Annotated in this window: 8 protein-coding genes; 4 read left to right on the top strand and 4 right to left on the bottom strand. The window is 36.5% G+C overall.

All coding sequences use genetic code 11. The features are described from left to right. Positions 1-145 precede the first annotated feature (145 nt). Entirely contained in the window at positions 146-2035 is a 1890-nt protein-coding gene (locus AC6F34_RS08380; RefSeq protein ID WP_500770947.1) for an FAD-dependent oxidoreductase, read from the bottom strand. 90 nt (positions 2036-2125) lie between these two features. Between AC6F34_RS08380 and AC6F34_RS08375 the strand changes: the two genes are divergently transcribed. The 3 genes from AC6F34_RS08375 to AC6F34_RS08365 all read left to right on the top strand — a co-directional run bounded on the left by AC6F34_RS08375 (position 2126) and on the right by AC6F34_RS08365 (position 6231). Next, complete coding sequence (locus AC6F34_RS08375) at positions 2126-3262, top strand: acyltransferase (RefSeq protein ID WP_500770946.1); 1137 nt, start codon at positions 2126-2128, stop codon at positions 3260-3262. A gap of 328 nt (positions 3263-3590) precedes the next feature. After that, a complete protein-coding gene (locus tag AC6F34_RS08370; RefSeq protein ID WP_500770944.1) occupies positions 3591-5006 on the top strand; it encodes an MBOAT family O-acyltransferase in 1416 nt (471 codons plus the stop codon). Positions 5007-5025: 19 nt separating this feature from the next. Then, positions 5026-6231 carry a DHHW family protein gene (locus AC6F34_RS08365; protein ID WP_500770942.1) on the top strand — a complete coding sequence of 402 codons (1206 nt, stop codon included), beginning with the start codon at positions 5026-5028 and terminating at the stop codon, positions 6229-6231. Between the two features lie 12 nt (positions 6232-6243). On the opposite strand, the gene AC6F34_RS08360 is transcribed toward AC6F34_RS08365, so the two are convergent. Together AC6F34_RS08360 and AC6F34_RS08355 are read right to left on the bottom strand one after the other, a co-directional pair. Then, a complete protein-coding gene (locus tag AC6F34_RS08360; protein WP_500770940.1) occupies positions 6244-8067 on the bottom strand; it encodes an FAD-dependent oxidoreductase in 1824 nt (607 codons plus the stop codon). Positions 8068-8113: 46 nt separating this feature from the next. Then, positions 8114-9847, bottom strand: a complete 1734-nt coding sequence (locus AC6F34_RS08355; RefSeq protein ID WP_500770938.1) for an S-layer homology domain-containing protein — start codon at positions 9845-9847, stop codon at positions 8114-8116. 182 nt (positions 9848-10029) lie between these two features. Between AC6F34_RS08355 and AC6F34_RS08350 the strand changes: the two genes are divergently transcribed. Beyond that, on the top strand, positions 10030-12321 hold the full coding sequence (locus AC6F34_RS08350; RefSeq protein WP_500770936.1) for a M14 family zinc carboxypeptidase: 2292 nt from the start codon (positions 10030-10032) through the stop codon (positions 12319-12321). 451 nt (positions 12322-12772) lie between these two features. Here the strand turns inward: AC6F34_RS08350 and AC6F34_RS08345 are convergent, their stop codons facing one another. Next, positions 12773-16252: a S8 family serine peptidase gene (locus AC6F34_RS08345; RefSeq protein WP_500770934.1), complete on the bottom strand. Its 3480-nt coding sequence runs from the start codon at positions 16250-16252 to the stop codon at positions 12773-12775. Positions 16253-16275: the final 23 nt, after the last annotated feature.

The raw sequence follows: 16275 nt of genomic DNA, 5'->3' as shown, positions 1-16275 counted from the left end.
CTTACTATAACCACCATAGATATCAATGGAATCGAAAAAAGATGACCCCTGTTCAATACAGAGATCATCTTTTAGAAACAGCATAGGCTTTTTTAAAATGTCCTTTACAAAGGGTACACTTTAATTTACGGCTTTTCCTTTTTTACTACTCAATATAATAATCAATTACGTTTCCTGAAAGTGAATAGCTATGTTTAAATAGCAATGCTTCTTCACCTGGAATATTCTCAATCACTTCTTGAGTAATAACTCCTTCACTAACTAATCGCTCTCTTGCTACGTCACGTTCACCTAGCACTATATAACCAATAATCGATATAGCATCTTGTCCATTTATTGGTCCGTTCTCATTATTAAAAATCCTGCTATGCTCTTCATTCAATCGTGCTAATAAATCTTCATCCATTGAATCATTCTTTGTTCTTTGTACTGCACCACGAAGTAAATTCATGAAGCTATGGATTGTTGTCTCTTCTTCAACTCGTAAATCATTTGTATAACCAGCAACAACTAGCCCATAATCCATTAACGATTGAATCGGTAAATCAAACCATTCATCCTTATAAGGGTAATCGTAGTTAAGCTCAACAACGTATGCACCTTGGTCGTTTAGCTTATCTTGCAAGTCAGCGATTAATTCTTCCATCTGCGTCATTTCTCTAAATGAAATCTCGTTGTCATTTGCAAGAACCGCAGCTACACCCGCTGCTTCTCCAACTGCCATACCCGTAGGTACAATTCTAGCACTTCCTGCAGCTAATGATGAATAACCAGCAGAACGACTGACAACTAAAACCCCATCAACTTCCAATGGAACAAGAGATCTAAAAGGAATTGCATATGATTTTGGATCTGAAATGACATACCCATAATCTTGAGGCGTCTGAGCTTGTACATCTACAGGGTACGCCCCTAAAGCTACACTATCCCAATGATCTCTATTCATCCAGACATCAGACATAGGCAATTGATATTCAGACCAAATATGCCTCGTTTCTCTCACATATAGTTCCGTTGGATACTCCACTACCTTTGCCTCTTCAAAACCAGGAAACTCCGCTCTTAAATATTCCAGAATATGCTCTGTTTCTCTTTTTCCTTTTTCGATTGCTTCCTGTTTAGATGATTCATCTAAGCCATCGATATCGAAAATTTGCAAGGCATTGATAAAGTATTCATCTTCGTTGACCCTCGCTAAGTTCAGCCCTCTTAAACGTGTATTCTCTTCTACTGCTTCATAATCATAATGTAGTTCGGTGAATCCCCATGCAACTGTATCCGTAACAAATGCCTCACCAAACTTCTCTGAAGCAGCTGTTTCACGAACACCGTCCCAATCTACGTCTTCTAAATAAATCATAAGAGTAACAGCCATTTTTTTATCTTGAATACCAATGTCCTCTCCACCTACAAAGTAAGGCGCTCCTACGGTTGCTGCAAACTCTGCATCTTGAGTTGCATCAATAAACGAGTTTGCAGTTACTTCGAAGCTACCATGTTCGTTTTCTAATTGGACAGCTGTTACTTTGCTTCCCTCTTTTGAAAAGTCTGTTACTGTTGTCTGACTAGAAAGCGTTAGATTTTCTTCAGCATCTACAAGTTGCTTGAACGCTGCTTTGGCCTCAGTAATTCCAAATGAGTTGCCTGATCCAACTAATGTATGCCATTCCTTATAGACTCCTCTACTAACAGGCTCCCCTTCAGCATTTTGAGGAATATCTAAGAAGTTCAACATCCCATATGTGAATAAGCCACCAAGCTCTTCTCTTTCTTCAATTAATAAAGTTTTTGCCCCATTTTTCGCAGCCGAAACTGCAGCTGCTACACCTTCAGGTTCTCCACCAATTACGATCACATCATATTCTGAATCAAATTGATCTAATGCAGTTGGTTTTTCATAATCCTCTATTTTAACTAATGAATTTGATTTTGTTGTTTCGTTTGGTTTATCTTGATTATTAGTGGACATAAAGTAAACAATTCCACCGATGATTAAGATAACTACTAGTATTACAATCAAATAACCTTTCTTCAAAACATACATCCTCTCATTTATTATTTTGACACATACCACGTTTTATTCTACCATTAACTTTTGGAGAGATAAATAGAGAGGTGAAACGTAATGAAAAAGAACCAAATTAATGAAATTAATATTTCAAGGGCAATTGCAATCCTAGCAGTCTTAATCGTACACGCCATGTCTTTTCCTGTATCTCAATACGATCCTGCTTCATCTGTTTACCCAATTTATAACTTCCTAAATACATTTTTTCGATTTGGTACCCCAACGTTTATTTTCTTAAGCAGCTTTGTACTATTTTATTCTTATTATAATCGACCAGTAACTAAATCCTTAATCACTGGTTTTTATAAGAAAAGACTGTTGTATATCATACTTCCATATACCATATTTTCTGCTCTTTATTATTTATTTCATATAGATATCTATTCTTCCTATATGACAAATAGAGAGATGTTACAAGACTTTACTCATAAACTACTAAGAGGGGAAGTATATTCTCATCTATACTTTGTCTTTATAAGTATACAGTTTTATATTTTATTCCCCTTATTGCTTATTTTCCTAAAACGGTATCCAACATTTGTAAAACACACAATATGGATGGGATTAGTATTGCAATGGATTTTTGTACTTTTGAATTCCAAATATCAACTTACCGATAATAAAGGTAGTCTAGCTATCTCTTACTTTAGCTATTATTTTATGGGTATCTTTATCGGTGTATACTTTGATAAACTGAAAGACTTTTTCTACATGACAAAAGATAAATTAATAAGCTCTGCTTATGGTATATTCACACTATTTATATGGAGCGGGTGGATTGCTGCATCTTTAGTTCATGTTGCGCTTTGGCAAACAGCGAGGGTAGAAGGTGTTTGGTCCCATGCATTAATATATGAATTATTATGGAATCTCCATACATTGTTTGCTGCGATTGTTGTAACACAAGTCTCATTTTTTCTTTACAGAAAATGCTCTAAATTTATTATCAATCCCTTATTGCATTTAGGTACAGTTTCATTTGGCGTTTATCTCATTCATTTGTTCCCATTGAATATTTTCCACGATAATATTACTAACTCAGGAATTTCGCTTCTGTATCATATGAATTCCGTCTCTGGATTTTTTGTCTCACTCTTTGCTTCGTGGATAATTGTAGGTTTAACAACTAAGTATGTTCCATACTCATGGGTACTATTCGGATCGACACCAAAGACAGTACTTTATAAAAAATAACTAAAATGAGAGCTGGTACATCTTATTGAGATTGTAGACAAAGTCGATATTCGACTTTGTCTACTTGTTTTTCAGAGGGCTTTTTGCTAACAGGATAACTTACGGATTGTCTTAAAAACGTTTATCAAACTACCCTTGCACCTTAGTAGAATACCTGGACATAGCACATGGTTCATGAGGGGTTGGAGGAGACAAACAACGACGTATATTAGTGTTTGTTAACATTATGAAAGTGAGAGTCACTACTCTCACTTTCCCTCTATCTTGTCTTGTAAATTTCTGCTATTATCAATATATTCGTGTATATTATTACTAATGAGGTGCAATCGTGGTATTTAGTAATCTAGTCTTTTTATATTTGTTTCTACCAATTGTTCTACTTATCTATTTTATTAGCCCTAAACAATCCAAAAACTTTATCTTGTTAATTGTTAGTCTTATTTTCTATGCATGGGGAGAGCCTAAATACGTTTTTCTAATGATATTCTCTATCTTCATGAACTATATTTTCGGCTTATTAATTGATCGATTTAACGAAACGATATCGATCAAAAAAACAATTTTAACAATTGCTATCATAGGAAATTTATTTATATTAGGATTTTATAAATACAGTGGATTTTTAATTGACAATATTAATTCTATATTTAGTTTAAGCATTTCAAATGAACCTTTACCACTACCTATAGGTATATCATTCTTTACATTTCAAGCTATCAGCTATCTCGTTGACGTTTATAGGAATGATGCAAAAGTACAGAAGAACTTTTGGAACCTCGCACTATTTATATCTCTTTTCCCACAGCTTGTAGCAGGTCCAATCGTACGCTATAACACGGTTGCTGGACAAATTGTTAAGAGAATTCATACTGTGGAGTTATTTTCAGCAGGAGTAAAGCAATTCATACTGGGTCTTGCCAAAAAAGTAATTATAGCCAACCCATTAGGCGAAGTGGCTGATCAAATCTTTGCTAGCAATCCTGGCGACATGAGTACAGCAACCGCTTGGATTGGAATTGCAACTTATACATTACAAATTTATTTTGATTTCTCCGGTTACAGTGATATGGCAATTGGATTAGGTAAAATGTTTGGGTTTGAATTTCTACCTAACTTTAATTATCCTTATATCTCAAAAAGTGTTTCAGAGTTCTGGAGAAGATGGCATATGTCATTAGGGCAATGGTTTCGTGATTATGTCTATATTCCTTTAGGAGGCAATCGAAAAGGAAAATGGAAGCTATATAGGAATATTTTAATTGTATGGACAATCACTGGATTTTGGCATGGAGCGAGTTGGACATTTATGGCTTGGGGATTTTATTACGGTGTATTGATCGCGTTAGAAAGAGCATTCCTTGGCCGTTTACTTGAAAAGCTGTGGAAACCATTCCAACATCTTTATGTGATTTTAATCGTCATGATTGGATGGGTATTCTTTAGAGCAGACAGCTTCAGCTATTCATTTGAATATTTAAAGGCAATGTTTGCAGTCACCGCATCTCCGTTCATTGATTCAACAGCATTAGGCTACTTGGCTGATCAAACCTATTTAATTATCTTGGGAATTATTTTTAGTATACCGATCTATCCATGGGTAACACGTAAACTAGAAAAGCAAAAAACACCAATTAAAAATACGTCTTATCTAGTTGGTCCATTCATCTATATACTGCTTTTACTTTTAGTCACAATGTTTCTAGTAAATTCCACATATAACCCATTTATCTATTTTAGATTTTAAGGTTGAAAGGACATTATATATGAAAAAAACAGGAAACATTTTGTTTATTACTTTATTCATTATTATTATATTTGGAATCGGCATATTTGTAACAGTTCTTCCGGATAAAGATGTGTCATTCAATGAAAACAGATCTCTCGCTCAACTCCCCAAACTAGAACTGAACGAGCTTGTTTCTGGTGAATATATGAAGGAATATGAAACCTATTTCACTGACCAGTTTTTCGTTAGAGATTTTTGGGTAGAAAGTTATCTGAAATGGCAAATACTAACGAACCAAACTTATTTATTTAATTATTATGTACATGATGATGGATGGGTGTACCCTAAACCAATTACCTATTTTGCTGGCGGAAGTATTGATACATCCGTAACTTACTTACATGAATTAGCTGATTATGCTCAAATTCAAGGCGTAAAAGAAATGCATTACATCTCATTACCAGAAAGATCAATTTTATTAGATGCACCTTTTCCTAGTTATGTACCAAAAAGTATGTCTAGAGTTAATGCAGATTATTTAATTGACTCTATCCAACATGAGTTTATCCAGGTTTCGAACCTTTCTAAGAAGTTCGAAGAATCATTTACACAAAATGAACTCAAAGCACTTTATTATCAGACGGACCATCATTGGAATATGATTGGGGCCGCTGAAGGGTATAAAGAAATAAAAAATTATTTAAGCGATCATTCAACTATTCTGGACAATCCACTTAATGATTCAGATACAGTTATCTTCTCTTGTGATGAGAAATCAAGCTTTTTAGGAAGCTACAACAAACAACTATATGAATATATTTATACAACGGATGAACCCTGTCTCTTATTTGATACAGAATTTGATCAAAGTCAAATGGACATTTTTATAAGTGAAACTAAAACACCTATTGAGGCTGTGTTTGGGAGAGACTTCAAAAAAGGAGCAAGTAAAATTGAGTATGGTCGATTGTTCACCGGAGATTATCGAGAACTAAAAATAATAAATAATAACAAATCAATGGACGATACAAATGTATTAATCGTGAAAGATTCATATGCGAATCCTTTGACCATCCTCATGGCACAAAATTTCTATGAAACAACCTATTTTGATCTTCGTTACAATACAGATCGTTCACTATATGATTTTATTGCAGATAATGATTTCGATATGATTATTATTCTTTATAATGGCCTAACCATTTACCCTGCAATGTATGATTTCAACTTAAAACATTCGTAAAAAAGAGACGGATCATTCCGCCTCTTTTTTACTTTTCATATAGTCCATTATTGATTCAACTAGAGCGTACATATGTTTCTTTGACAGTTCATTCTCTCTTATGTGATTCATCGCATTCTCGTTCAAAATTCCCGTAGCATGTAATGAACCCCAAGTTCCTTCGGAATTGTTAAAAAGATCTGTCAAGATGGAGACTACTTCATTCTTCGTTAACTCCTGATCGACGGAATACACTTGTTTTAACTCGCCAATCTTCACTTGCAAATCATTATAGAAATCTGAGTTAACTCGTAGAGCCGCTTCCTCTAACAAATCGATAAATTCTATTTGCATAATTGGATCGTCAACTTTTAAATCGTTATTATAACGACCAAAAATGATTCCATAATCCAACAAAGTTTGAATTGATTCATCATACCATTCCCCACTATAGGGATAATCTGATTGAAGCTCCTGCACAAATGCTCCTTGACTCTCTAGCTTTTCTTTCATTTCTTGAATCATCTCTTCATTCATCGTCATCTCTCTAAAAGATAAATCTTCTTCAATTGAGATTACAGCGGCAACTCCTGCTGCTTCAGCAGTAGACATACCAGTAGGAACTACTCGTGCACTACCAGCTGCAATGGATGAATAACCAGAAGATCTACCTACTACTAATAGACCATCAACCTCATGTGGCACTAATGAACGGAACGGGATTCCATATTGCTTAGGATCAGATACGATAAATCCATAATCTTGTGGAGTTTGAGCTTGAATATCAACTGGATATGCCCCATAAGCAATCGTATCCCAATGGTAGTAATTCTTCCATACATCTGACATTGGCAATTGATATTCTGTTAAGATATGCCTTGTTTCACGAATGTATAGCTCTGTTGGATAACTGGCTACTTTTGCATTCTCAAAACCAGGAAACTCTTCACTTAAATAAGTTAAGATATGATCCGTTTCTCTCTTCCCTCTTTCAACCCCATCATTAATTGATTCATCATTCAAACCATCGACCCCAAAAATTTGAATTGCATTAATATAATAGTCATCTTCTACTTTTGCTAAATTCAATCCTCGCAAACGCACATTCTCTTCCTTAGGTTCATAAACATGATGTAAATCACCAAACCCCCAAGCAGCACTATCAGTTACGTACGCTTCTCCAAACTTCTCAGAAGCTGCTGTTTCCTTTACACCGTCCCAGTTTACTCCTTCTAAATGCATCATTAATGTTACAGACATTTTTTTATCTTTAACACCAACATCTTCACCACCAGTAAAGTATGGAGTGCCCGACATTACTGCTAAATCCGCGTCTTGTGTAGCATCAATAAATCGGCTTCCTTTAACTATATGAGTTTCATTATTATAGTTGATCTTGATTGATTGTAGCATGTCCTCTTTTACCGTTACATCACTTACTGTTGTCTGAAGCAATACAGTGAGGTTTGGCTCATTGTCTGTTAATTGATTAAAAGCATTCTTAGCCTTTTCAATGCCAAATGTGCTCCGTCCACCTACTAATTGATGCCATTCTTCAAAGATACCTTGACTTACTGACTCACCAGATTCACCCTGAGGAATATCTAAAAAATTTAGCATTCCATAGGTAAAGAGTCCACCGAGGCCATCTCTGCTTTCAATCAATAAGGTTTTTGCTCCATTTCGAGCAGCAGAGACCGCAGCAGCTACCCCTTCAGGTTCTCCTCCAACTACTACTACATCATACTCTTGTTCTATTTCTGGTTTAGTTTCATTTATTGAAAATGCACGAATTGATAATATGACAATTGCTGCAACTAGTACAACCGAAAATACACCTAGTAAAACTCTCTTCATTTTATTCCTCCAAAATAGTCAGTTTCATTTTACATACATAACATTACTATTTCTTCAGAAGTCTATCAAGGAATGTTGAAAACTCTGCTCGCGTTATGGGTTGATCCGCTCTAAAAGTTCCATCATCAAAACCTTTAATTAGGTCATTAGCCATGATTGTTTGAATATAACTATATGCCCAATGCTTGGTTGTCAAATCCGGGAAATTCACATTCTTACTACCAGTTAATTGATAAGCCCTTGTTAAAATGGCCGTCATCTCCGCTCGAGATAAGTTTCCGTTCGGAACAAACTTGCCCTTTTCTCTACCAATAATGATCCCACTTTCTGCAATAGCTGCAATTTCCTTATATGCAAAATTTGTGCTAGGAACATCTTGGAACGGGTTGGCTTTCGTTGATGTAATTCCCAATTCACTTGCAATGATTTTTGCTGCCTCTGCACGAGATATAGTCTGATCTGGTCTAAAGGATTCGTCAGGATAGCCATTGATTAACTTTTTTTCATAGATGTGATTAATTGACTGATAGGCCCAGTGTTTTGTTGTTAGATCATTAAATGCATCTTTCGTTCGGACTTGCAATGTAGCAGAGACTCTTCTCTCATAACCATCCGATGGTCGATTTACTAGCTTAGGAAAGATTGCCCCAGACTGTCTTACAACCATCGAAGTAGAGCCTCCCCCATCAAGGTTGATCGCATGAGTTGCACCTAAAGAAATTAAGTATGTCGCTAAATCCCTTAAGCCGAGACCATTACTATATCCTGATAGTCTTCCATCCACAGTAACCATAAAGACCTTATTTGTTTTTGTATTCACTGCGATTGCTGTTCTCGGACTTCTTGTCGTAACAAAGGACGAATTACTAGGCATTGATAGATTCACTTTTCCATCTTTAACGAGCAACGGGCCTGCAGCCAATATGAATTGCGCATCCTGCCACTTCGATTCAATTCCCAAATGAACATTAACACTTTCACCAACAACTAATTTTGATTTTAACAGCTCTGCCGTAGCACGATCTTGTACAGATAGAACAAAGCCTTGTCGTGGAATGGTTGCATTTCCTCCCTTTCCATAATCGGTTATACTCTTTATCACACCTGAAAATGAATCTCCAAACTTCAACTCTTTCGTCGCAATGGTTGATTGATCAACGATTATTTCCATTCCCCATTGGTTTGTTCCTGTACTATTTTTTTCAGATCCATATATTACTGTATCTCCAATTGATCGCTCTCCATTAATACGATCAATCGGGAACTTCTCGCCATTGATTGAAAACGATAAATCTACACGATAATGGTCTGCTATCGCTTTTCCATCCTTTGTTATTCCGAATGCAACTGGTTGCTGAGTAGGGCTATCGTAATTTTCACCAAGAATTCCATAATTCACAATTTTATTATTCATTGCTAACAAATTGGCTGGCATTCCATTCCCCAGGAAGAATGATGCATTTGTTGCACCAACAACCCTATTCCCCTTTACGCTATTTCCTTTAGATATAGCAGAAGTCGTCCTCAAAGAATGAAGGGGATTTGGAAGCCCAACATCAATAGAAGCACTAGAATGATTTAAATCTACATCTAATATATTTATAGCTTGTCGTAAATTCCCAGATCTATATGTAAGGAAACGATGATCGACTCCAGAAGAAACGCTCACCTTCTTTTCCGATGTCTTTTGGCCTAAAGAGTTTGCACTAATAGTTGGATTGCTCATTGCTAGCTGTATTATAGCAAGGGAAACAAATATTTTACTTGCCTTTTTCAACAATTTTCACACTTCCTATCCTAATAATTGGTTATCCTTGTCGAATATACCATATTAATAGTGTAATAGGAGTGTTTTTCCACAAAAAACTACAGGAATATCGAATTAAATATAAATAAATGAAATTCATAGAGTCTCAATAAAGTATAATGACAAATGAAAAAGGAACAAGTGGGGGCTGAATGATGAAACGACTAAACATTCATTTATACGTACTAGCAATTGTATTCGCCATAATGATTTGGCCTAGCAACCAAACGCAAGCGGCTGATCTTGTAAATCCAAAGCAGAAGTATACATACGAGATGATGGAAGCTGATATTAAAAGATTGGCTAATCGCTACCCGAATCTTATTACATACAAATCAATCGGTAAAAGTGAATACGGCCGTGAAATTTATGCCGTGGCACTAGGAACAGGGTACGCGACAACTTTTATTAATGGCTCTCATCATGGAAGAGAATGGATTACAACGAATTTGAACATGCATATGATAGAGCAATATGCAAAAATGTACACCTCCAATCAAAAGTTTGGCGGGTACGAAGTGAAAAAAGTATTAGATGAAACAACCATTTGGTTCGTTCCCATGGTAAACCCTGACGGAGTTACGCTCCAACAGTTCGGATTAAGCAAATTTCCATCTAAGGATCATAGTGCATTAATTCGGATGAATAGTGGAAGTACAGACTTTAGACGATGGAAAGCAAATGGAAAAGGTGTTGACTTAAACCGTCAATACGATGCAGATTGGAGAAACATAAGTAATAACTTTACTTCTCCAAGATGGAGCAATCACAAAGGATCTAGGCCTGAACAAGCTTCAGAAGCAAAAGCCATTGTTAAATTCACAAAAGAAATTGATCCAGAGGTTACCATTGCCTACCATTCTAGCGGTCAAGTTCTCTATTGGTACTTTAATCAGACCGGACAAAAATTAAGCAGAGACCGTGCAATGGCACAAGCTATTGGAAGACTCACTGGCTATAGTCTTATTCAACCGACAACGAACCCAAGTGGTGGTGGATATACCGACTGGTTCATTGAAAAGTATGGTCGACCTGGATTTACTCCTGAGCTAGGTACTTATGTTGGAAACACACATGTACCACTCTCCCAATACGATGCTATTTGGAATCAGAACCGCTATATCGGTCTTTATACTGCGGTTGAAGGCTATAAATTATATCTTGCTCGTGGAGGTCAACCTAAGCCTCAAGAAGTTGGGGTAACCTTGGACGGTTCACCATTGCAATCCACGCAGCCCGCATTGCTTTTCGATGGTCAAACATTCATTCCTTTACGGGGAGTGTTAGAACAGACAGGTGCTATTGTCGAATGGAGCTCTACTAAAAACGCTGCGATCATTCGAAGCGGTACATCTATATTCGAGCTTACTAGCGGTAAGAAAACGGCGCTCAAGGATGGGACACCTATCACATTAGCAGAAGCCCCGAAAATATATAATGGGAGTATGATGGTACCATTAAGGGTTACGACAGATCTAATTGGTGCATCTGTGAGATGGGAATCAAGTACATTCACTGCCCATATTACATCACCACCTAAAGATACCTCCCCTCCTATGCCACCTGAAGCTACAGATATAAATGATATCACGGAGCGTGTTACAGGTGTAAGTGAGACAAATGCTTTGATCACAGTCAAGAATGGCAATCGCATTCTCGGACAAGGCAGAGCAGAACTTGGAGGCAAATTTACCGTTTCGATTCCTGTTCAACCTTCCGGAAGTCAGCTATCGATTATTGCAGAAGACTTAGCAAAAAACAGTAGCAATCCTAGTAACATTGCTGTGACTTATACAAGTCATTTTATTGACTCGATAGGGCATTGGGCACAAGATTCTATTTCCTATTTAAAGGATCAGAACATCACTACAGGGCAGTCAAATGGTCGCTTTGGTATTAGCAATCCGATAAGTAGAGCTGAGTCTGCAACATTTGTTACGCGAGCATTAAACTTATCAACTGAAGAAAACTCTAATGTTGAGTATATTGATGTACAGAATCAGTCATTCTATTATCCTTACATCTCAGCTGTTACGAATGCTAAGATTATGAATGGTTTACCTAATAACCGCTTCGCTCCAAACGATACACTAACTCGTGCAGAGATGGCCAAATTGATCGTCAATGCGTTCGAACTAACTGGCGATGCAACTGAGAGCTTTTCTGATGTTGGGAGCACGCATTGGGCAACAAGAGACATAGCACTATTATTTGAAAACGGATTAACAACCGGATATCCTGATGGTACTTTCCGTCCTAACTTGCCAATAACACGAGCTGAATTTGCTTCGATTTTAGTTCGAGCAATAAAAATGGCCCAGGAACAAGCCAATAAAGCTATTGAGGAAATTGAAGAGGTTGATCAACCTGAAGAAAACGAAGAAGTTGATTTACTTAATAATGAGAATGCTGAGACCGAAAGTATGAATGAAAAAGAAGCAGAGTGACTTAAGGAAGTAATGAGAGAGAATCCTCGAATTCCTTATGGAAGACTCTTCCTCTTAGTCACGCTTTTCCAAAGAAGTCACGGTCACCGTTCAATTCGAAGAATTAGCTAATCAATACTAAAATATCAAGAAGATAACACTTCGTCCTTTCAGGAAATTTTATGCAGATTGAAATATTGAAATAATGAAGAAAAAAGAGAGCGATCATCTCGCTCTCTCAGACTGTTGACAAACGCATGCATACGTCGTTGTTTGGCATCAAAGTCCTCTCATGAACCAAATGTTCTATTCGGGTCTTCACTTGACTGCACGCCTAGTCTGACAAGCGTTTTCAAGACAGTCTGTGAGTTTCATCTATTATTAATAAGTCCTAAAAAAAATGTAGACAAAGTCAGAAATCGACTTTGTCTACAATCTCAGAGAGCGATTATCTCGCTCTCTTTTAATATCTTTATTTAACGATGATTTTGTAAGGCTCTGCACTTGCATTGCCTAATACATCTTCCACCTTCAAATAATAATCTCCTTTTTTCAATGAAAGTGTATAAAGTTCATCGTCACCTAGTCCATAATAATCGATTACCTTAACTAGCTTTCCTTTGGAATCAAACACAGTTAGTTTGCCATCGATATCCGTTGGTACTTGCATTGTCATTGTGTATCGACCACCTTTAGAAGCGTTAAATTTAAAGTAGTCCACATCTCCCTTGTTATCCGTTACATTCAGGTAGGCTGTTCCAACGAATTGATTCCCCTCACGTTTTAACGATAATGGCTTCGATGGGATGTTGTTTTTGACAGTAGAGCCGCGGTCTTCATCTGTTCGATTTGCCTCATCTATTTTTAATGTGTATGGAATAAGCGATGAGTTCGTACCAAAATAATCAAACGTAATAATGAAGTAACCAGCTCCTTTTTTTGTCTTAAATCCACTGCGCTCCTCTTCATTATAGAGGGTACGATCGACAATGATCATATTTCCTTCTTCTTCTTTATCGAGCTTCCCATTTCCATTTGTATCTTCAACTATTGCAATGACAGGATCGATTTCTGATTTTTGTTTAGCTGGTACATTTCTGTACTTAGCCGGAAGTTCACCAGGCGTTACTCGTACGCTAAAGATTCCGTCTTTATTCGGTTTAAAATAATAGAAATCCATGTCATTAACAGATGCGAAATTACCTTGAATTTCTTTAGTTGAAATCACTTTCGCCTGATCATAATCGTCATTCACTTCATATGCATCATTCACATCTTTAATTTTTGTAGAAATATTTAATTTATAAGGATTAAAGGAAGCGCTATAATCTTTATCTTGCAAACGCAAGTAATAAGTAACTCCTTCTTGTAATCCAATTGTGAAGTCTTTTTCTACCTCTATTGTACCTGTTACGAAATCAATCATTAAATTAGAATATACATAGGAAAAATCTTTATACGTTTCATTGTATACAAGCACATCAATCATTGGAGCAGTGTACGAATGACTATGCTGCATTTTAAATTCAAAAATTGAGCCGTTATCTGGTGTGAATTTATACCAATCTTCGTCCCAATCTGTTTGGAAATAGCCTTCAACAGCAACATCTTCATCTATCTCAATTGCTGCTTCTTTCAAAAGATTAATATAGTCTTCATAGGTTTGATCAAATGGATCATACATTTTCTTTTCAAATTGTTTTCTCTTATTTACGTAAGATTCTATTTCCCCGTTCATAAGGTCATCCATCGGATCTTCTTCATAAGAATAATCGAATGGAACTCCATCCTCATCAGGTGGCAATACTTTTGCATCTACTGATAATTTATATGGCAGCATCGATGAATAGTTCTTATCTAAATCAATCGAAATGTCTTCACCATACCAATAACTGTCCATATTCGGCTTATTCGTCACTTCTATATAAATTTCTTGCCCTGAATAGGCACTGAACCTTGCCTCTTCCCCTTTTCCACTCCCAAAATTAGAAAAGTAGCCATATTCATACATATATTCCTCATCTTCATACTTCTCAACCATATATACTCTGATTCCTACATCCATAGATGGGATACCAGATACATCTACTTTTACCATTTGCATTGGTTCATCATTTTCAGGAACCATGAATTTAAAGAAGTCAGAATCTCCTGGAATCTCTTCTAATGAAGCAACAGAAAAATCATCTTCATAAGATTGCAATCTCTCATCTGTAAAATAATACATATAAGGTGATTTATATGGAAGTGAAAGTTCAATTGCATCTTCAAAGGAAGAACTCTCATCAGTAGCCAGTTCAAGGTGCTTCTTCATGTTCAGTTTATAAGTGTTCTTACCCTCATCACTATATTTACCATAAGCATCTTTTACCGATACAACAAGAATTCCATCTTCATCAGCTGTGAAGAGCATTCCTTCTACTTGCCCTTCTCTCGCTTCGTTTACCGCTACATGCTTCGTCACTTTCTCATTCTTAAAGAAATGCAAATCCATTTTTAAATCAAACATTGAAGTACCGATTAATTCTAATTGCACATGCTCACCAGCTTTTACAGGCAAGCGATAAGCATCCGTTTGATTTAAATTGAATAAAGAACCATAAACTTCTCCTGATGCAACTTCACTAACATCCTTCGATTTCTTCAATAGTTCTTGCTCTTTTAGCTTTTGATCTGACGGGATTTTCTTCGGATCAAATGCAAGCATCTTTTCTAAATCAATTAACCCATATCCAAAGGTAAGGTCATACCCTTTATTTCCTAAATCCTTCGCTGTTTTTGTCAAAATGTACTGTACTTGATATGGAGTTAAATCAGGATATTTAGACAATAATAAAGCAACCCCACCTGCTACAATTGGTGATGCCATCGATGTCCCGCTTAACTTACTAAATGACGAGCCCTTATCAATATCATATACTGGGGCATACACATTGTGACCCGGTGCAACCACATCAACGGATGGACCAAAATTGGAGAAGAAAGCTAATTCATTTTTTGAATCTACTGCCCCAACCGAAATGACACCTTCAAAAGATGCGGGATAGTCCATTGTACTTGCTCCAGAGTTTCCTGCAGCAGCGACAACAACAATTCCACTTTCAATTGCTTTTTGCACCGCATCGTTTAATATTGGCGAAGGATAAGAAGAACCTAAGCTCATGTTAATGACATCTACTTTTTGATTAATAGCTTCTAATACCCCTTCTGCTACTGTATAATCACTCGTAGAAAAAGAGCGATTGAAGACATCAATTGATACTATGTCTGCTTGAGGTGCAATACCATATCCACCAATTCCATTGTTTTTCTCACTTGCAATGATTCCAGCTACATGTGTACCATGAACATCTGGTAACCCTCTCTTTAACGGATCCATTACATTTTTATTAATAACTACTCTATTTTTCAACTCTGGATGATTATGATCCAATCCAGTGTCAATAACACCAACTTTAACCTTGTGCTTCCCTGCTAGCGAGTGAGCTTTTGAAACATTCAGATTTTTAAGGTGGAACATATCATTTACTTTTGGATCAGCGCTATTGTATTGCGTTATATATGCGCTTTTAGAGATATTTTTTACTTTGCTGTTTTGGCTATAACCTTTTACAGCCTCTTCTAATTTCTTTCCAGGTAACAATTCAATTACATCATAACCTAGCGCTGCATATCGTTTTACCAACTTCCCGCCAACTGCTCGATGCTCTCTATCTGATAGTGGAGTATCGTACTTAATAACAAGCTGATTATCAATAAACCTTTCTTTCTCTTCTTTTGTAATTGCGTTAATCTTAAACTCATCTTTTTGTTGTGCGAATCTCTCAAGTTGCGGATAGCTCCTCTCACCTACGTCAGTGATTGTCGCTCCAGCTGTTGCTGGCAATAATGCAGAAACGACTAATGTTGTTGAAAATAGTAATGCTGCTGATTTCCTCAAATACTTTTTCATATTTTCCCCCTAATCATTAGTGT

It is taken from the genome of Niallia sp. CD-39, assembly GCF_059874745.1.
This window is presented reverse-complemented; position numbering and strand designations above follow the sequence as displayed.